The organism is Streptomyces broussonetiae (genome assembly GCF_009796285.1).
GTDB classification, from domain to species: domain Bacteria; phylum Actinomycetota; class Actinomycetes; order Streptomycetales; family Streptomycetaceae; genus Streptomyces; species Streptomyces broussonetiae.
Genome location: NZ_CP047020.1, coordinates 8,558,534 through 8,577,469 on the forward strand (window position 1 = coordinate 8,558,534; position 18,936 = coordinate 8,577,469).

Below are 18,936 nucleotides of genomic sequence, written 5' to 3' on the forward strand. Positions count from 1 at the left end.
GTCGGTCATCGGACGAGTGCAGGGTAGTAGGCGCATACCGCCGAGGGGAGAGGGCGACTCACGGTGTGAGCAGTCGCGCCTCGGCCGCCTGCCAGGGGGCGTCGTCGCCACGAGGCGCGTACCGGGTCAGCGGCTGGGTGCGGGCGAGCAGTCGGCGCATCGCGGCCAGATCGCCGGCCGGTCCGTGGGCGCGGGCCTGGACGAGGACGTTGCCGAGGGCCGCCGCCTCGGTCGGGCCGGCCACCACGGGCAGCCCGCAGGCGTCGGCCGTCAGCTGGCACAGCAGGGTGTTGCGGGCACCGCCGCCGACGACGTACACCACGTCCACCGGGTGGTCGGCCAGACGCTGGGCGTCCGCGACGGCCCGCCGGTGGGCGAGGGCGAGGGAGTCGAGGATGCACCGGGTGACCTCGCCCCGTGTCCGCGGAACCGGCTGGCCCGAGGCCCGGCACGCGGCGGCGATCCGCTGCGGCATCCGCCCCGGTGCCAGGAACGCCGCGTCCCCCGCGTCCACCACCGAGCGCAGCATCGGCACGCTGCCCGCCTCGTGCAGCAACAGCGCCAAGTCCGGTCCGCCCCAGGCGCGTTGGCACTCCTGCAGCAGCCACAGCCCCATGATGTTGCGCAGGTACCGCACCGTGCCGTCCAGCCCCAGCTCATTGGTGAAGTTCGCGGCCCGGCTCGCCTCGGTGAGCACCGGAGCGGTCAGCTCCAGCCCCGCCAGGGACCAGGTGCCGGTGCAGATGTAGGCGAAGCGCTCACCCGTCGCCGGGACGGCGGCCACCGCGGATGCGGTGTCGTGCGAGCCCACGGCCGTCACCGGCACCGGTCCGGCCAGCCCGGTCTCCGCCAGCACCTCGGGCCGCAGTACCCCCGCCGGATCCCCGGGCCGGCGCAGCGGTGCGAACAGGCCGAGGTCGATGCCGAGCCGCTCGGCGACCTCGTACGACCAGGTCCGCGTCCGGGGATCGATGAGCTGCGTGGTGGAGGCGTTGGTCAGCTCGGTGCCCTGTTCGCCGGTGAGCCAGTACGAGAGCAGGTCAGGGATCAGCAACAGACGCTTGGAGCACATGAGTTGCTCGGTCTTCCGGGCGGCGGTGAGCTGGTACAGGGTGTTGAAGGGCGCGTACTGGATCCCGGTCGCCGCGTAGAGCTGCGCGGCCGGCACGGTCGCCCACACCTGCTCGGCGACGCCCTCCGTGCGGGCGTCGCGGTAGTGCACCGGATTGCCCAGCAGGGCCCCGTCGGCGTCCAGCAGGCCGTAGTCCACGGCCCAGCCGTCGAGGCCCACCGAAGCCACCCGGCCCGCCGCCCGCAGCCCGTCCAGGACACCGCCGTACAGCCCGAGGACGTCCCAGCGCAGCCCCTCCGGGACGCGCACCGGCCGGTTGGGGAACCGGTGCGCCTCGCTCACCTCCAGCGAGTCCGGCCCCACGCGGCCGACCATCACCCGCCCGCTGGACGCGCCCAGATCGACCGCGGCGTACGACCGCACACCCGCGCTCATCGCAGGAACGCGGCCGCCACACCCGCGTCGACCGGGATGTGCAGCCCGGTGGTGTGCGTGAGGTCCCCGCCCGTGAGCGCGAAGACGGCGCCCGCGACGTGCTCGGGCAGGACCTCGCGCTTGAGGATCGTCCGCTGCGCGTAGAACTCGCCCAGCTTCTCCTCCGGCACCCCGTACACCGCCGCCCGCTGCGCACCCCAGCCGCCCGCGAAGATCCCGGAACCGCGCACCACCCCGTCCGGGCTGACCCCGTTGACCCGGATCCCGTGCTCGCCCAACTCGGCTGCCAGCAAACGTACTTGATGCGCCTGGTCGGCCTTGGTGGCAGCGTAGGCGATGTTGTCGGGTCCGGCGAAGACGGCGTTCTTGGAGGTGATGTAGACGATGTCTCCGCCCAGTTTCTGCGCGATCATCACCCGGGCCGCCTCCCGCGACACGAGGAAGGACCCGCGGGCCATGATGTCGTGCTGCAGATCCCAGTCCCGCACCGACGTCTCCAGCAAGGGCTTGGAGATGGAGATCCCGGCGTTGTTCACGACGAGGTCGACCCCGCCGAAGGCGAGCACGGCGGCCCGGAACGCGGCGGCGATCTGGTCCTCGTCGGTGACGTCCACGGCGACGGCGACGGCCTTGTCCGGCCCGCCCAGCTCCTCGGCGACGGCCGCGGCGCCGTCCGCGTCGAGGTCGGCGACCACGACGCACGCCCCCTCGGCGACGAGCCGGTGCGCAACGGCCTTCCCGATGCCGCTGCCGGCCCCTGTCACCAGCGCCACCCGGGTCGCCAGCGGCCTCGGCCGCGGCATCCGCCGGAGCTTGGCCTCCTCCAGCGCCCAGTACTCGATCCGGAACTTCTCGGCCTCCTCGATCGGCGCATACGTGGAGACCGCCTCCGCACCCCGCATCACATGGATGGCGTTGACGTAGAACTCGCCGGCCACCCGGGCGGTCTGCTTGTCCTTGCCGAAGGAGAACATCCCCACGCCCGGGATCAGCACGATCGCCGGATCGGCGCCGCGCATGGCGGGGGAGTCGGGCAGGGCATGGCGCGTGTAATAGGCGGCGTACTCCTCCCGGTACGCGGCGTGCAGCTCCGTCAGTCGGGCGACGGCGTCGTGGAGGGGAGCGGCCGGCGGCAGGTCGAGCACCAGCGGTCGTATCTTCGTCCGCAGAAAGTGATCGGGGCAGGAGGTGCCGAGCGCGGCGAGCCGGGGATGCCCGGCGCGGGCCAGGAAGTCGAGGACGGTGTCGGAGTCGTCGAAGTGCCCGACCTGCGCCTTGTCCCGGGAGGCGAGGGCCCGCACATACGGCGCGAGCGCCGCTGCCCGCTGTCTGCGCTCGGCCTCGGGCAGCGCCTCGTACCCCTCGACGACGGGTCCCAGGGGCTCCGCCCTGCCCCGCCCGGCGAGGAACTCCTCGGCCGTACGGATGATGTACAGCGAGTTGCGTTCGCACTCCTCGGAGCTGTCGCCCCAGGCGGTGATGCCGTGTCCGCCGAGGACGCATCCGACGGCCTGCGGGTTGGCGGCCCTGACCGCGGCGATGTCGAGCCCCAGCCGGAACCCGGGCCGCCGCCACGGCACCCACACCACACGGTCCCCGAAACACTCGGCGGTCAGCTTCTCGCCGTCGGCCGCGCAGGCGAGTGCGATCCCCGAGTCCGGATGCAGGTGGTCGACGTGCGGGGCGTCCACCAGCCCGTGCATCGCGGTGTCGATGGACGGCGCCGCCCCGCCCTTGCCGTGCAGACAGTAGTCGAGCGCGGCGACCATCTCGTCCTCCCGCTCGACCCCGGGACAGGCGTCGGCAAGCGCCCGCAGCCGGTCCAGCCGGAGCACCGCGAGCCCCGCCTCCGTCAGGGTGCGCAGATCTCCTCCGGACCCCTTGACCCACATGAGTTCGACCTCGCGACCGGTCACCGGGTCGACATCGGTTCCTTTCGCGGAGGCGTTTCCGCCGGCGTAGTTGGTGTTACGGGGGTCGGAGCCGAGCCGGTGGGAACGGGAGAGAAGGGCGGCGGCTTCGGGATGGGTGGTCATGGGAACGGTTCCTTTGCAGAAGAGGAGGGGAGCGGAAAGGGACGCGGGACACCGCGCGAGCAGTCACATACGGCCCGCACCCCGCAACGGCGCTCGACCGGGCGGACGCTCACGCCCCCCAGCCGGCCTGCTGCCCCCCGACCCGCTCGGCGACAATCCGCTGCGCCCACCCGGACCGGGAATAGGCGGCAAGGGGATCCGCCTCCACCCCCATCTCCTCCCGGACCTCGCGCAGCAACGGCCGCACATCGGTGTTGTACGCGTCCATCAGCACGGCGTTGGCGCCGAGCACATCACCACGGAGCTGAGCCTCGGCCAACGCGGACCGGTCGACCAGTAGGGCTTTGGCCGTGGCTTCCTGAACGTTCATCACCGAACGGATGATCGCCGGAATCTTCGCCTCGATGTTGTGACACTGGTCGAGCATGAACGCGACCTCGGCCGGCAACCCGCCCCCGCGCACCACCTCGCACATGATCCGGAACAGCTGGAAGGGATCGGCCGCCCCCACCATCAGGTCGTCGTCGGCGTAGAACCGGGAGTTGAAGTCGAACCCCCCGAGCCTCCCCTCCCGCAGCAGCGTCGCCACGATGAACTCGATGTTGGTCCCCGGGGCGTGGTGCCCGGTGTCGACGACCACCTGCGCCTTGTCACCGAGCCTGAGGCAGTGGGCGTACGCGGTGCCCCAGTCCGGCACGTCGGTCGTGTAGAAGGCCGGTTCGAAGAGCTTGTACTCCAGCAGCATCCGCTGCCTCTCGCCGAGCCGCCCGTACACCTCGGCCAGCCCCTCGGCCAGCCGGTCCTGCCGGGCGCGGATGTCGTCCTGGCCGGGATAGTTCGTGCCGTCGGCGAACCACAGCTTCAGGTCCCGGGACCCGGTGGCGTCCATGATGTCGACGCACTGGAGCAGATGGCCGACCGCCTTGCGCCGCACCGCCGCGTCCGGATGGCAGACGCTGCCCAGCTTGTAGGCGTCGTCCTGGAAGGTGTTGGAGTTGATCGCGCCCAGCTTCAGCCCGCGCTCCTCGGCGTACTTCGCCAACCCCGCGTATCCGTCGGGGCCCTCGACCCTGTCCCAGGGAATGTGCAGGGCGACGGTCGGGGCCACGCCGGTGAACCGGTGCACCTGCGCCGCGTCCTGGAGCTTCTCCCACGGGTCGCGGGGCACTCCGGCCTGGGCGAACACCTTGAATCGGGTGCCCGAGTTCCCGTACGCCCACGACGGCGTCTCGACGGCCTGGGTCTTGAGCGCGGCCTTCACCGCGGCGAGGTCGGTCACTGCAGGGCTCCTGGTGGTGTCGGTCCAAAACGACCATGCTGTGAAACGATTCAGAATCGCAAGTTAGGGGCCTCTTGGGAGGGTGTCAAGCGCTCCGACCGACCCCGTTTTCCGTGATCCCGTTGTGACCTTCGGCTTTCAGAACTTTTTCGATACGGACCCATTGACGTGCCGTGGCCGCGGTGCCTACGGTCCCGGCAATCCAGTTGAAACCTTTCACGGCGCTGTGGAGGCCTCGCGGCCGTTCCGTCGGTGTCGTCGAGGAGCCTGACATGACCCTCCCGCCCGAGACGGGACCGGCGCCGGTGCTGGCACTCAGGGGCGTCTCCAAGTCCTTCGGTGCCGTACGCGCCCTCAGGGACGTCTCCCTGGAACTGCTGCCCGGCGAGGTGCACGCCCTTGCCGGCGAGAACGGCGCGGGCAAGTCGACGCTGATCAAGACCCTCGCCGGGGTGCACCGGCCGGACGCCGGCCAGGTGCTGCTCGACGGCGGGCCCGTCGTCTTCCAGGGCCCCGGCGACGCCCGCGACGCCGGAATCGCCGTCATCTACCAGGAGCCCACGCTCTTCCCCGACCTGTCCATCGCCGAGAACATCCACATGGGCCGCCAGCCCCGGCGGGCCCTCGGCCGGATCGACCACCGGGCCACCCGTGCGGCCACGGCCGCCCTGATGAAACGGCTCGGCGTCGACCTCGACCCCGACCGGCCCGCCCGGGGGCTGTCGATCGCCGATCAGCAGATCGTGGAGATCGCCAAGGCGCTCTCCTTCGACGCCCGGGTCCTGATCATGGACGAGCCGACGGCCGCCCTGACCGGCAGCGAGGTCGCCCGGCTCTTCGGTGTCGTGCGCACCCTGGGCGAGCAGGGTGCCGCCGTCCTGTTCATCTCCCACCGCCTGGAGGAGATATTCCGGATCTGCCACCGGGTCACCACCCTGCGGGACGGCGCCTGGATCGCCAGTGAGCCGCTCGAGGGCATGACCGAGGACGACCTGGTCCGCCGGATGGTCGGTCGCGAACTGGCCGAGCTGTATCCCAAGCAGAAGGTGACACCCGGTCAAGTGGCGCTCAGCGTAAGGAGGCTGACGCGCGAGGGCGTGTTCACCGACGTCTCCTTCGAGGTGCGGTGCGGAGAGATCGTCGGGCTCGCCGGACTGGTGGGCGCCGGCCGTACCGAGGTGGCCCGCGCCGTGTTCGGCGTCGACCGGTGGGATGCGGGCGAGGTCGAGGTCGACGGGCGCCGGCTCACGGGCGGCGCGCCGTCCACGGCGATGGCCGCGGGACTGGCCCTGGTCCCCGAGGACCGCCGCGCCCAGGGCCTGGTGCCGGACATGTCCATCGAGCGCAACATCGCTCTGACCGGACTGCGTACGACCGTGAAGGCCGGGCTGGTGGACCGGGGCGCCGAACGCAGCCGGTCCCTGGACTGGGCGGTGAAGCTCCAGGTGAAGTACGCCCGGATCGCCGATGCCGTCGCCACGCTCTCCGGCGGCAACCAGCAGAAGGTCGTCCTCGCCAAATGGCTCGCCACCCGCCCGAAGGTGCTCATCGTGGACGAGCCGACGCGCGGCATCGACGTCGGCACGAAGGCGGAGGTGCACCGGCTGCTGTCCCGGCTCGCCGCCGACGGCGTGGCGGTGCTGATGATCTCCTCCGACCTGCCCGAGGTCCTCGCCATGGCCGACCGCGTGCTGGTGATGCACGAGGGCCGCATCACCGCCGAGATCCCCCGCTCCGAAGCCACCGAGGAGACCGTGATGGCCGCAGCCACCGGGAGGGGCGCCGCATGACGGAGACCGTGCCGGACCGGGCCCCCCTCGCCGAGACGCCCCCATCCAGTGGGACCCGGCTGGTCGAGCGTGTCCTGCGGATGCGTGAACTCGCCACCCTCGTCGTCCTCCTGGTGATGATCGCGGTCACCCAGGCGGGCAACAGCGAGTTCCTGTCCGAGCAGGGCATCAAGGATCTGCTGCTGAACGCCACGATCCTGGTGCTGGTCGCCACCGGCCAGTCCCTCGTCGTCATCACCCGCAACGTCGATCTGTCGGTCGGCTCCACCCTCGGCATCACCGCCTTCGCCGCCGGTTCCTGTCTGCAGGACGGCCGGAACGCCGTCGTCGCGATCCTCCTCGCCGTGGCCCTCGGCACCGGACTCGGGCTGCTCAACGGCCTGTTGGTCAGCATCGGCCAGGTGCCCGCGCTGGTCGTCACGCTCGGCACCCTGTACGTCATCCGGGGCGTCGACTCCATCTGGGTCGGCTCCCGCCAGATCACCGCGGCCGACCTGCCGGGCGGCTTCGTCGACTTCGGCTCCGGGGGCGTCTTCGCGATCCCCTGGCTCGCCGTCATCGCCCTGGTGGTCCTCGTTGCCACCGCCTACTACCTCAAACACTTCGCCGGCGGACGGGAGTTGTACGCCCTCGGCTCCAACCCGGAGGCCGCCCGGCTGGCCGGTATCCCGGTGCGCCGTCGGATCCTGGCCGCCCACACCTTCTGCGGCGCGCTCGCCGGACTTGCCGGGGCGATGTATCTCGCCCGGTTCGGCAACGTCGACTCCGGTACCGCAAACGGCTACGAACTCACCGTCGTCAGCGCGGTCGTGGTCGGCGGTGTCGTCTTCACCGGCGGCTCGGGCAGCGTCTACGGCGCAGCCCTCGGAGCCCTGCTGCTCACCTCCGTCAACAGCGTGCTGCCCGCGCTCGGCGTCAACTCCGTGTGGGTGCTCGCCATCAACGGCGTCCTGCTGCTCCTCGCGATCGCCGTCGACCGGGTCGTCGCGCTGCGGGTGGCCGCCGCCCTCAAGAAGAAGTCGCAGCGGCACAGGCCCGCCCTGCCCAAGGAGAACGCCGGTGTCTGAGTCACTGACCCGCGCCGTCCGCTGGGACACGGTCGTCGGCGCGCTCCTCGTCGTCCTGTTGCTGGTGTCGTTCGGCTTCGTGGACGGTTTCGGCAACGCGCTGAATCTGTCGTTCCTGATCGGCAACACCCTGCCCATCGCATTGATCGCCCTGCCGATGACCCTGCTCGTGGTCTGCGGCGAGATCGACCTGTCGGTGGCGTCCACCGCCGGGCTGTCCGGGGCGGTGCTGGGCCGGCTCTGGAACGAGGGCATGGCCATCGAGACGATCATCCCGCTGTGCCTGCTGCTGGGCGTGGTGTGCGGGCTGGTCAACGGCCTGCTCGTCACCCGGCTCGGACTGCCGTCCCTCGCCGTCACCATCGGCACCCTCGCCGCCTACCGGGGGATCGCCCAGATCGTGCTCGGCTCCGACGCGGTCACCGACTTCCCCTCCTCGTACCTGGACTTCGCCTCCGGCCGGCTCGGCACCACGTTCCTGCCGCAGGCGTTCCTGCCCTTCCTGGTGCTGCTCGCCCTCGCCGTGGTGGTGTTGCACGCCACGCCGTTCGGGCGGTCGTTGTTCGCGGTGGGCGCGAGCGAGGAAGCCGCGCGGTTCGCCGGGATCCGGGTCAGGCGGACCAAGTTGGCGCTGTTCGTGGCCACCGGGTTCATGTCGTCGCTGACGGGAGTGTTCTGGGCGCTGCACTACGCCAGCGCGCGCTATGACAACGCCACCGGACTCGAACTCTCCGTCGTCGCTGCCGTGCTGCTCGGCGGGATCGACTTCGACGGCGGCAAGGGGACGTTGGGCGGGGCGGTCGCCGGTGTGTTCCTGCTGGGCGCGCTGCAGAACGTGATGAGTCTGCTGAACGTCTCCGCGCAGTCCCAGACCGTTGTCACCGGTGTGCTGCTGGTGGTTTCTGTGCTCGGCCCCCGGGTCGCACGTCGGATCACCGTCGCGAGAGTGGGCCGCAGAGCCTCCCCGACTGCGACCTCGTAGCCCGTCCCCTCCCTCACAAAGGACCCCCTGCCATGCCCAAGCCGTCCCTGCGCCGCACCTGCGCCGCCCTGGCCGCCGGAACCTCCCTCGCTCTCGCCCTCACCGCCTGCAGCGGTACCACCAAGAACGACGTCAAGAACGACAACAACGCCGCCGCCACCGCCGGCAAGGCGGATCCGCATGCCGTCACCAAGAAGGGACTCACCGTCGGCTTCCTGCCCAAGCAGGTGAACAACCCCTACTTCACCGTCGCCGACAGGGGCGGCGAGAAGGCGCTCACCGGACTCGGCTCGACGTACAAGGAGGTCGGGCCCTCAAGTGCCACCGACACCGCCGGGCAGGTGAGTTACGTCAATACGCTCACCCAGCAGCAGGTGAACGGCATCGCCGTGTCCGCGCAGGACCCGGGCGCGCTGTGCACCGCGCTCAAGCAGGCGATGAAGAACGGCATCAAGGTCGTCACCTACGACTCCGACACCAGTCCCGGCTGCCGCAACGCCTTCGTCTCACAGGCGTCCGCCGAGGATCTGGGCCGTACCGAGGTGCGGTTGCTCGCGCAGCAGATCGGGTACAGGGGCGAGATCGCGATCCTGTCGGCCGCACAGACCGCGACCAACCAGAACACCTGGATCGGGTACATGAAGGACGAGCTGAAGGACCCCACGTACAGGAACGTCAGGCTCGTCAAGATCGCTTACGGGAACGACGACGCCCAGCAGTCCTTCCAGCAGACCCAGGGCCTGCTCCAGGAGCACCCGGACCTGAAGGGCATCATCTCCCCGACCACCGTCGGCATCAAGGCGGCCGCCCAGTACCTGTCCGGCTCCAAGTACCGGGGCAAGGTGAGGCTCACCGGTCTCGGTACGCCCGACGACCTGCGCAAGTACGTCAAGAACGGCACCGTCGACGCCTTCGAGCTGTGGGACCCGGCCAGGCTCGGCGACCTGGCCGCGCGGACCGTGGTCGCGCTGGCCTCGGGGCAGATCACCGGCAGGGCGGGCGAGACCTTCCAGGCGGACGGGACGACGTACACGATCGGCAAGGACGGTGTGATCAACCTGGGGAAGCCGACCGTGTTCGACGCGAAGAACATCGATCAGTTCAACTTCTAGCAGTCCTGGGGATGTTGATGCAGCGCGTGTGCTTCCTGCTCAAGGTCCGGGCGGACCGGCTCGACGCGTACCGCGCACGGCACGCCGCCGTGTGGCCGGAGATGCTCGGCGCCCTGGAGGCGACCGGCTGGCACAACTACTCGCTGTTCCTGCGCGAGGACGGCCTGCTCGTCGGCTACCTGGAGACGGAGGACTTCGCCGCCGCCCGGGCCGGCATGGAGGCCACCGATGTCAACGCCCGCTGGCAGGCGCAGATGGCGCCGTTCTTCGAGTCGCCGGCCGGTACCCGGCCCGACGAGGTCATGAGGCCACTCACGGAGGTGTTCCATCTGCCATGACGGCAGCCGGAAGCGGGGTCGCGGCGCCCCGGGTCACCTCTCCCGGCCGCGCCCGTTCCTCGCGATGCCCGAGGGCGGGCTCCAGCACGGCCGGTCGGGCCGGACCGCGCCGGGGGAGTGGAGCGGCCCGAACGGCGCCTGCACCAGTGCCCACGGCTGCGGCACCGCCCGGAACATGTCCCTGCACGGCAGCGACCACGGCGTCCACGGCCGGGTGCCCCTCGTGGTGGGTACCACCGGCGGGCCCGTGCGTGGCCGGCCACGCCCTTTCGGCATGACGGTAGTGTGAAGGGCCGCCCGCCGTCCCGTTCTCGTCCCTGGAGGTCCTCGCCCGATGACCCAGTCGGTGGGTATCAAGGACGTCGCCCGTGCCGCCGGAGTGTCGGTCGGCACGGTGTCGAACGTCATCAACCGCCCGGACGCGGTCGCCAGTGAGACCCGGGCCCGGGTGCTGTCCGCGATCGACCGGCTCGGCTACGTCCGCAGCGAGTCCGCGCGTCAGCTGCGGGCGGGCCGCAGCAGGATCATGGGCCTGCTCGTGCTCGACATGGGCAACCCCTTCTTCGTGGACGTGGCGCGCGGCGCCGAGCGGGCGGCCCGCGAGGCGGGGCTCGGTGTGATGGTCTGCAACAGTGCGCAGAACGCCGCCGAGGAGGCCGAGTACCTGTCCCTGTTCGCCGAGCAGCGGGTGCGCGGCGTGCTGCTGACCCCGGCCGACGCCACCGGCCGCAACATCGAGACCTTCCGCCGGCACGGCATCCCGTTCGTGCTGGTCGACCGGGTCGCACAGGGTGCGACCGAGTGCTCCGTCTCCGTGGACGACGTGACCGGCGGCGCCCTCGCGGTGCGGCATCTGGTGGACGCGGGCCACCGTTCGATCGCCTACGTCAGCGGACCGGCCGGCCTCAACCAGGTCCGCGACCGCCGTACCGGTGCCCTGAACGCGCTCGCCGAGGCCGGTCTCGGGCCGGGAGCGCTGCGCGAACTGCCCACCGAACGCCTCGACGTCGCGGCCGGCCGGGACGCGGGCGCCCGCCTGCTGGGCCTCGCCGACCGCCCCACGGCCGTGTTCTGCGCCAACGACCTGCTCGCCCTCGGCGTCCTGCAGGCCGTGTACGCGGCGGGTGTGAGCGTCCCGGGCGACCTCGCGATCGTCGGCTACGACGACATCGAGTTCGCCGCGGCGGCGGCCGTACCGCTCACCTCCGTACGGCAGCCGGCCGTCACCATGGGCGCGCTCGCGGCCGAACTGCTCCTCGAGGAGACCGAACAGGGCGAGGGCGGGCAGCCGCACGAGCACCGCCGGGTGGTGCTCCAGCCGGAGCTGGTGGTGCGCCGCTCCAGTCTCGCCGCACGCTGACCGCGAGTTCAGTAAAAACCATGATCTCCGGGGTCGGCCGACGGCCGCTCATGTGCTGAACTGGACCCCCGTCCCATCCGCCCCGGGAGCCCCGTTGAGCCTCAGCTACCGCCAGCCTGGTGTCGTCCTGACCGACCGCCGCTTCACCGTGCCCCTCGACCACGCCGCCCCGGGCGGCGAGACCATCGACCTGTACGCCCGTGAGGTCGTCGCGAGCGACAAGGAGCGGCAGGACCTGCCCTGGCTGCTGTACCTCCAGGGCGGCCCCGGCTTCGGGGCGAATCGTTTCGTCGGCCGTCAGTCCTGGCTCGACCGGGCCCTGAAGGAGTACCGCGTCCTGCTGCTCGACCAACGCGGCACCGGCAGCTCCACGCCCGCCACCCGGCAGACGCTCCCGCTGCGCGGCGGCCCCGCCGAACAGGCCGCGTACCTCGCCCACTTCCGCGCCGACTCCATCGTGCGGGACTGCGAGGCCATCCGCCCCGAGGTCACCGGGGGCGCCCCCTGGACCGTGCTCGGCCAGAGCTTCGGCGGCTTCTGCACGGTGTCGTACCTCTCCCTCGCCCCCGAGGGACTCGCCACCGCCGTCATCACCGGGGGCCTGCCCTCCCTGCACGCCCACGCCGAGGACGTCTACCGCGCGGCCTACCCGCGCGTCGAACGCAAGGTCACCGCGCACTACGTCCGCTACCCGCAGGACGTGGAACGGGCCCGCCGGATCGCCGACCACCTCCTCACCCACGAGGTGCTCCTCCCGAACGGCTACCGGTTCACGGCCGAGGCCTTCCAGTCCCTGGGCCTGATGCTCGGCACGAGCGACGGCAGCCACCGCCTGCACCACCTGCTGGAGGACGCCTTCGTCCGCACCCCGGCCGGCCCGGAGCTGTCCGACGCCTTCCAGGAGCAGGCCCAGTCCCTGCTGTCGTACGCCGGCCACCCCCTCTACGCCCTCGTCCACGAGTCGGTCTACGGCCAGGACGCCCGCCCCACCGCCTGGGCCGCCGAGCGGATCCGCGCCGAGTTCCCGCAGTTCGACGCGGCCAAGGCGCTCGCGGGTGACGCCCCGGTGCTCTTCACCGGTGAGACGGTGCACCCCTGGATGTTCGACGCAGACCCCGCCCTGCGCCCCCTGCGGGAAACGGCCGAACTCATCGCCGCCTGCACGCAGTGGGCCCCGCTGTACGACTCCGCCCGCCTCGCCGCCAACGAGGTGCCGGTCGCCGCGGCGGTCTACCACGACGACATGTACGTCGACACGGCCCACTCCGTGGAGACCGCACGGGCCATTCGTGGTCTGCGGACCTGGGTGACGGACGAGTTCGAGCACGACGGGCTCCGCACGGGGGCGCCCAGGGTGCTGGACCGGCTGCTGGCGCTGACCCGCGACGAGGCGTGAGGCGAACGCCCCGCAAGGGGACACACGCCATGGCTGCTGCGCTGGCGGCGTCGGTTCCTGGAACGGCGTGCGCCGTACGGCCGTCGTCGGCTCCTCCGGGCCCGCGCATGGCGCCGACGCCGGGTCAGTAGGCTGGAGACCATGCCGGAACAGATTGCTGACCTCTCCGACCTGCGCGGTGACTGCGCGGAGTGCTTCGGGCTGTGCTGTGTCGCCCTGCCCTTCGCCGCGTCCGCCGACTTCGCGCTGAACAAGCCCGCCGGCAAGCCGTGTCCGAACCTCCGGGGCGACCACCGGTGCGGCATCCACGCGGATCTGCGGACGAAGGGCTTCACCGGCTGCACGGTCTACGACTGCTTCGGCGCCGGCCAGAAGGTCTCGCAGCTCACCTTCGGCGGGCAGGACTGGCGTACCGGGTCCAAGGAGCACGCCCGGCTGATGTTCGACGTGTTCCCGGTCGTACGGCAGCTGCACGAGCTGCTGTGGTACCTGACCGAGGCGCTCGGCCTGCCCGCTGCCCGGCCCGTCCACCCCGATCTGCGGCGGGCGCTGGAGGAGACCGGGCGACTGACCCGGCTGAGCCCGGGAGAGCTGGCCGTGCTGGACGTGGCCGCGCACCGCCGGCAGGTCAACGTTCTCCTGCTGCGCACCAGCGACCTGGTCCGGGCCGGCGTCACGGGGAGCAAGGGCGGCAAGAAGGGCAAGGGCGGCGGGAAGGACCGGCGGGGCGCGGATCTCGTCGGGGCCCGGCTGCGGGGCGCGGATCTGCGTGGGGCGAGTCTGCGCGGAGCCTGTCTCATCGCCGCCGACCTCACCGGAGCCGATCTGCGCGGCGCGGACATGATCGGCGCCGACCTGCGTGACGCCGACCTGACCGATGCGGACCTCACCGGCGCGTTCTTCCTCACCCAGCCGCAGCTGAACGCTGCGCGCGGCAGTGTCGGAACGCGGTTGCCGGAGTCAGTCGGTCGGCCGGTGCACTGGGCAGCGGGGCACTGAGGCCGGGTCGTGGCGGGTTGCGCTGTCGTCCGTCTGCTGGTTCGTCGTGGTTGATCGGGCGGTTCCGCGCGCTGCCGCGGGGCGCTGGTCCAGGCCCAGCCGCAGTCCCTGCGGCATCACGGTCAGCCGTTCGGTGACGCTCAGCCGGTACGCGGGGTCGGGCCGCAGGTCGTAGCGGCGCAGGAGCAGGCCGAGGACGAGGGTCGCCTCGTGCAGCGCGAACTGGCGGCCGATGCAGGCCCGCGCCCCGGTACCGAACGGCTTGAAGGTGTGCGGCGGGCGGGCGCGTACGGCCCCCGCGTCGAAGCGGTCCGGGTCGAACCGTTCGGCGTCCTCCCCCCACACCTCCGGGTCGCGGTGGAGCATCGGGGTCAGGACGAGCGCCCACGCGCCCCGGCGCATCGGATGGTCGCCGACGAGCAGCGTGTCCTGCAGGGCCTCGCGGGCGAAGGCCGGCGCGGTCGGCCACAGCCGCAGCGACTCGTCCAGGACCCGTCGTACGTAGCGCAGCTTGGCGATCCGGTCGTAGCCGGGCCGCTCGGTGTCGCCCCAGACGCGGTCCACCTCGGCGCGCGCCCGAGCGGCGATCTCCGGATGCCGGGCGAGGTAGTAAAGGGCGAAGGAGAGGGCGCCCGAGGTGGTCTCGTGGCCTGCCACCAGGAACGTGATCACCTGTTTGCGGACGTTCTCGGCCGACAGCCTCTCACCCGTCTGCGGATGCGCCGTCTCGAGCATCCGGTCCAGCAGGTCACCCTCCCCGCCACCGGAGCGGCGACGGGCCGCGACCAGGTCGTCGACCGTGCGGTTGAGGTGGGCCATGTCGGCCGCGTTGCGCCGGGCGGCGGCGCGCAGCATCAGCGGGGCGAGCGGCGCGGGCACGCTGTTCAGGCGCTGGGCGTAGGTGAGGGTACCGACCATCGCGCTGACGAAGGGGTGCGGCCGGTCCCGCTCGAAGGAGCCGAAGTCGTGCCCGAACCCGGTGCGCGCGATCGTCTCCAGGGTCAGCTTGGTCATGTCCCCGGGTACGTCCACCGTGCGCCCGGCCGCCGCCTCGCGGTCCCAGTGGCCGGTCAGCCGCTCGGCGACCGCCAGCATCATCCCGTGGTAGCCCTCCATGGCCTCCCGACTGAAGCCGGGCGCCAGCACGTCGTGCGCCAGCTGCCAGTTGGGCTCGTGGTTGTAGGCGGTGAACAGCCCGTCCCCGGCGAGCGGCCGCAGATTGGCCACCCCGAGCCCGACATGCTTGGCGAACCGGGACTCGTCGGCGAGGTCGGCGGCGAGCGGCGCTCCCCAGACGAACACGAACTCCTTGCCGAAGGCCCTGCGCCGGAAGATGGGGCCCAGCTCGCGCGCGAAGCGCATGGAGTCCTGTATGGGCGTGCGCCGGTTCACGCCGAGGACGTCGCCGAGCAGCGGCACCCGGCGCTGCGGATGCGGGATGCGGTCCAGCTCCGGCCAGCCCAGCTCGGCGCTTCGAAATCCCCTGGGCGGGCCGGTTTCGGCGGTGTGGGTCGTCTCCGGCATCCGAGTCGTCTCCGCCATGACGCCGATCTCCCTTGATCCAGCGGACCGTTGAACCTGTGCCGCGCACATGTTGTACGTGAGTTCAATAACCGGTTCCAGTGTGATCCGGTCATCGAACCGGCGTCAAGGCTTGTTGAACCCGTGTCCAGTAAAGTGAGGGCATGCCCGCGAACCAGGGGGAGCGAGCCCGGCGCCGACTGAGCACCGCGGAGCGCCGTGAGCAGTTGCTGTCGGTCGGCTCCAGGCTGTTCTCGGAGAGTCCCTACGACGAGGTGTGGATCGAGCAGGTCGCCGAGATCGCGGGGGTCTCCCGAGGGCTGCTCTACCACTACTTCCCGAACAAGAGGGACTTCTTCGCGGCGGTCGTGGAGCGCGAGAGCGAGCGGATGCTGCGCATGACGGCCGCCGTCCCGGGCGTGCCGGTGCGTGAGCAGCTCGGTGCCGGCCTCGACGCCTACCTCGGCTACGTCCGGGCCCATGCGCACGGTTTCCGTGCCTTCCACCGCGCCGACGCGGCCGGCGACCAGGTCGTGCGGCGGGTCTATCAACGGGCTCTGGCCGCCCAGGAGAAGCAGATCCTCGCCGCGCTGGCCGCGGATCCCGAGTTCGGGCCGGTCTTCGAGACCGCCCCGCAGGTGCGCCTGGCGGTGCGCGGCTGGCTCGCCTTCACCACGGCCGTGTGCCTGGAGTGGCTGCGCGACGGGGAGTTGACCCAGGAGCAGGTGCGCGATCTGTGCGCCCGGGCGCTGCTGGGCGTCATCGCCTAGTCCCGTCGGGTGCGGGGGTGTGGTTGGCGCGCACCCCGATCTCCGATAGGTTAGGCAAGGCTTACCTAAGGAGGTCTTCGGGATGGGTGACACGCAGGACTGGACGGCCGCACCCGGCGCGGCTCAGCGTGCACGGTCGGTGCTCGCTGCCGCATGGTCGTGCGCGGTGACCGCGGACGGCGCCCGCGAGGAGTACGTCGGCGCGCACACCGTGGCCGACGACGGCACGGTGCGGCTCGCGGTGCCCGACGACAGCGCCCTGCTCACCGCGGTGGTCTGCGCCCCGCGCCAGGAGCCCTCCGCCATGATGGAGTTCGCCGACGTCGCCCCCGTACCGGTGCGCAGCCGGATCCGGGCCCGGCTCTACCTCGCCGGCTGGTTCGCCGCGGACCGCGGCGACCTGCTGTTCCGGCCCACCCGGGTGGTGCTGCGGGAGTCCTGCGGCGCCGTGGTCGTCGGCCTCGACGAGTTCGCCGAGGCCCGGCCCGACCCCCTCGCCACCGCCGAGGCCCGACTGCTGACCCACCTTGCCGACGCCCACCCGGACGCCGTCGAGCGGCTCACCCGCCTGGTGCGCCCCGAGAGCCTGCACGCCGTGACCCGCGTGCTGCCCCTCGCCGTCGACCGGCACGGACTGACCCTGCGCATCGAGCGCACCCGCGCCCACGGCGACGTACGCCTGCCCTTCCATGCGCCCGCCGACGACGTCGCCCAGCTCACCGAGCGCATGCATGCCCTGCTGACCCAGGCCGCTGCCGCCGGCTGCCCCCGGGCGCTACAGCGGCAGCGCGCAGACGGCGACGGGTGAGGCGAACGGCTCGCCCGCCGGGGTGAGTTCGCCGGCCGAGGAGTCGACGTGGAAGACGGTGACCGTCCCCGAGTGCTGGTTCGCCGCGAAGAGCAGGGTGCCGTCCGGCGAGAGGGCGATCTGCCGTGGGAAGTCCCCGTCCACCGGCACCGTGCCGAGCAGCCGCAGCCGGGCCCCGCCGGCCTCGACCGCGTACCGCGTGAGGCTGTTGTCGCCCCGGTTGGCCAGGAACGCGTACCGGCCGTTCGCCGTCACCTGGAACTGCGCCGGGTAGTTGGTGGTGGTGCCGGCCGACCCCGTGGACTGGGGCGCGCCGATCGTCAGGCGCCCGGAGGGAGGGTCGTAGGAGCAGACGACTGCCGTGTCGTCCACCTCGTTGGCCAGATAGGCGTAGCGCCCGCCGGGATGGAAGGTCAGATGGCGCGGGCCCGCTCCGGGCCGGGTGTGCGCCTGTGCCACGTCCTTGAGCGTGCCCTCGGCCTCGTCCAGCCGGTAGGTGTAGACGGTGTCGGTGCCGAGGTCCACCGCGAGGACGTGGCCGCCGTCCGGAGCGGTGATGAACTGGTGCGCGTGCGGCCCCTGTTGACCCGGGCCGGGGGCCGGGGAGGAGTGCGTGACCAGATCGGTGCGCTCGCCGAGGGCGCCGGTGGCGTCGATCGGATGCACGGCGACGCTGCCCGAGCCGTAGTTGGCGCTCAGCAGCCAGCGCCCCGAGGGATGCACCGACAGATGGCAGGGGCCCGCGCCGCCCGTGTTCCGGGTGCCGAGGATCCGCCGGTCCGCGAGACGTACGGCCGTCACGCCGCCGTCGTCGCGCTCGTCCACCGCGTACAGCGTGCGCCCGTCCGGATGCACGGCGAGATACGACGGGTCGGGGATCCCGGTGAGCGTGCCGGAACCGGAGATCCGGCCGGTCACCGGGTCGTAGGAGGTCAGTGCGATGCCGGTGCCGCCGCCGTCGACGGAGGTGTAGGTGCCCACGTACAGCGGACGGGGGCCGGACTGTGCGCGGGGCGGTGCAGCCGAGCGTGGTGCGTCGGCCCGGCGCGGGGAGTCGGGCGGCGGGGCCGCCGGGGACGGCACCACCACCACGGCCGCCGTGCCCGCCACGGCCCCGACGAACCGGCGCCTGGTCCAGCGCCCGCTCCCCGTCTGCGCCTCCGTGTCCATGCCACACCTCAGGTCGTCGCTCGCCCCGGTCGTGACAGCCACCTTGGCCCGTGCCGGCCGCCAAGGGCAAGTACGGCAACGGGGGTTGCACACCATGCAACGAGGGTTACCACTCGCCCTCCTCGACCGGCCGACCAGGCGCGTCCTTGAGTGGTTTCACCTGCCCGGCGGACGGCGCCTGCCAGGGCTCCAGGTCCTCGCCGAGCCAGTCGCCGAACGGTTTGGCCTCCTCGAGGGTGCCGGCCGGGGCCAGGTCCTCGGCGTCACCGTCGTAGTAGCCGTACCAGGGCAGGCCCGCGTTCGTGTACGCCGCCCGGTCCACCGGTGACGGCGGGGGCGCTTCGCCGGTGATGCGCCGCCAGTCGGGCGGTGTGACCAGGTGCACGAACACGCGCCCGGCGTGCTGCTCGGACCAGTCGGTGAGCAGCCGGTCGTCCCGGTAGACCTCCTGGCGCATCGAGCCGCCCCGCGCACACCTTGCCGACGCCGACCTGGAGGGCGGCGGGTTCCGTAGTCCCGGAGAAGCTCAGCCACATCGCCTCGCGCAGATACATCGGCAGCATCACACCGCTGCGCGCCCGCCACGGCTCGGGCACCCGGTCGGCGTGGCCGGCCACCCGCCGCACCGGGAACCCGCCCAGCCCGGGCGGCAGCGGATGCGTGCCCGTCTCGGGCAGCCGCAGCGTACGGACGAACCGCACCGCCGCCCCGCCCGGCAGGCGCAGCCCGTTCCCGACGATCCGCACCTGTGCACCGGCCATCCGGTCGTCCCCCTCGCCTGGTTTCCACGGCTCTGCAGCG

General features: G+C 71.9%; 15 protein-coding genes and 1 pseudogene. 10 read left to right on the forward strand and 6 right to left on the reverse strand.

What is annotated here, in order from left to right:
- Positions 1–58: 58 nt before the first annotated feature.
- The 3 genes from GQF42_RS39045 to rhaI form a co-directional block, all read right to left on the reverse strand.
- Complete coding sequence (locus tag GQF42_RS39045; protein WP_199272949.1) at positions 59–1,507, reverse strand: rhamnulokinase; 1,449 nt, start codon at positions 1,505–1,507, stop codon at positions 59–61.
- Complete coding sequence (locus tag GQF42_RS39050) at positions 1,504–3,543, reverse strand: bifunctional aldolase/short-chain dehydrogenase (protein ID WP_158927901.1); 2,040 nt, start codon at positions 3,541–3,543, stop codon at positions 1,504–1,506. Before GQF42_RS39050 ends, GQF42_RS39045 begins: the two co-directional genes overlap by 4 nt.
- 109 nt (positions 3,544–3,652) lie before the next feature.
- The gene (gene rhaI, locus GQF42_RS39055) at positions 3,653–4,822 is read right to left on the reverse strand and encodes an L-rhamnose isomerase (RefSeq protein WP_158927903.1); all 1,170 of its coding nucleotides are present in this window, start codon (positions 4,820–4,822) and stop codon (positions 3,653–3,655) included.
- Positions 4,823–5,094: 272 nt separating this feature from the next.
- Here rhaI and GQF42_RS39060 point away from each other — a divergent pair, with 272 nt between their 5' ends.
- From GQF42_RS39060 to GQF42_RS39095, 8 genes are all read left to right on the forward strand, one after another.
- Complete coding sequence (locus GQF42_RS39060; protein WP_158927905.1) at positions 5,095–6,612, forward strand: sugar ABC transporter ATP-binding protein; 1,518 nt, start codon at positions 5,095–5,097, stop codon at positions 6,610–6,612.
- Positions 6,609–7,679, forward strand: a complete 1,071-nt coding sequence (locus tag GQF42_RS39065) for an ABC transporter permease (RefSeq protein WP_158927907.1) — start codon at positions 6,609–6,611, stop codon at positions 7,677–7,679. Before GQF42_RS39060 ends, GQF42_RS39065 begins: the two co-directional genes overlap by 4 nt.
- The gene (locus GQF42_RS39070) at positions 7,672–8,661 is read left to right on the forward strand and encodes an ABC transporter permease (RefSeq protein ID WP_158927909.1); all 990 of its coding nucleotides are present in this window, start codon (positions 7,672–7,674) and stop codon (positions 8,659–8,661) included. Before GQF42_RS39065 ends, GQF42_RS39070 begins: the two co-directional genes overlap by 8 nt.
- 32 nt (positions 8,662–8,693) lie before the next feature.
- Entirely contained in the window at positions 8,694–9,773 is a 1,080-nt protein-coding gene (rhaS, locus tag GQF42_RS39075) for a rhamnose ABC transporter substrate-binding protein (RefSeq protein WP_158927911.1), read from the forward strand.
- A 17-nt stretch (positions 9,774–9,790) separates the two neighbouring features.
- Positions 9,791–10,111, forward strand: coding sequence for an L-rhamnose mutarotase (locus tag GQF42_RS39080; protein WP_158931114.1), 321 nt, complete (start codon positions 9,791–9,793; stop codon positions 10,109–10,111).
- Positions 10,112–10,445: 334 nt separating this feature from the next.
- Positions 10,446–11,471 carry a LacI family DNA-binding transcriptional regulator gene (locus GQF42_RS39085; RefSeq protein ID WP_158927913.1) on the forward strand — a complete coding sequence of 342 codons (1,026 nt, stop codon included), beginning with the start codon at positions 10,446–10,448 and terminating at the stop codon, positions 11,469–11,471.
- Between the two features lie 94 nt (positions 11,472–11,565).
- Entirely contained in the window at positions 11,566–12,867 is a 1,302-nt protein-coding gene (locus tag GQF42_RS39090) for an alpha/beta fold hydrolase (RefSeq protein WP_158927915.1), read from the forward strand.
- Positions 12,868–13,008: 141 nt separating this feature from the next.
- Positions 13,009–13,866 carry a pentapeptide repeat-containing protein gene (locus GQF42_RS39095; RefSeq protein WP_158927917.1) on the forward strand — a complete coding sequence of 286 codons (858 nt, stop codon included), beginning with the start codon at positions 13,009–13,011 and terminating at the stop codon, positions 13,864–13,866.
- Here the strand turns inward: GQF42_RS39095 and GQF42_RS39100 are convergent.
- Positions 13,828–15,390: a cytochrome P450 gene (locus GQF42_RS39100; RefSeq protein WP_199273148.1), complete on the reverse strand. Its 1,563-nt coding sequence runs from the start codon at positions 15,388–15,390 to the stop codon at positions 13,828–13,830. The genes GQF42_RS39095 and GQF42_RS39100 overlap by 39 nt on opposite strands.
- A 161-nt stretch (positions 15,391–15,551) precedes the next feature.
- Here GQF42_RS39100 and GQF42_RS39105 point away from each other — a divergent pair, with 161 nt between their 5' ends.
- Both GQF42_RS39105 and GQF42_RS39110 read left to right on the forward strand, forming a co-directional pair.
- Positions 15,552–16,157, forward strand: a complete 606-nt coding sequence (locus GQF42_RS39105) for a TetR/AcrR family transcriptional regulator (protein WP_158927921.1) — start codon at positions 15,552–15,554, stop codon at positions 16,155–16,157.
- 82 nt (positions 16,158–16,239) lie between these two features.
- Positions 16,240–16,965: a DUF2470 domain-containing protein gene (locus tag GQF42_RS39110; RefSeq protein WP_158927923.1), complete on the forward strand. Its 726-nt coding sequence runs from the start codon at positions 16,240–16,242 to the stop codon at positions 16,963–16,965.
- On the opposite strand, the gene GQF42_RS39115 is transcribed toward GQF42_RS39110, so the two are convergent.
- Both GQF42_RS39115 and GQF42_RS39120 read right to left on the reverse strand, forming a co-directional pair.
- On the reverse strand, positions 16,933–18,135 hold the full coding sequence (locus tag GQF42_RS39115; protein WP_199272950.1) for a lactonase family protein: 1,203 nt from the start codon (positions 18,133–18,135) through the stop codon (positions 16,933–16,935). The two genes, GQF42_RS39110 and GQF42_RS39115, sit on opposite strands and share 33 nt — an antisense overlap.
- A 106-nt stretch (positions 18,136–18,241) precedes the next feature.
- Positions 18,242–18,896: pseudogene (locus GQF42_RS39120) on the reverse strand (hypothetical protein).
- Positions 18,897–18,936: the final 40 nt, after the last annotated feature.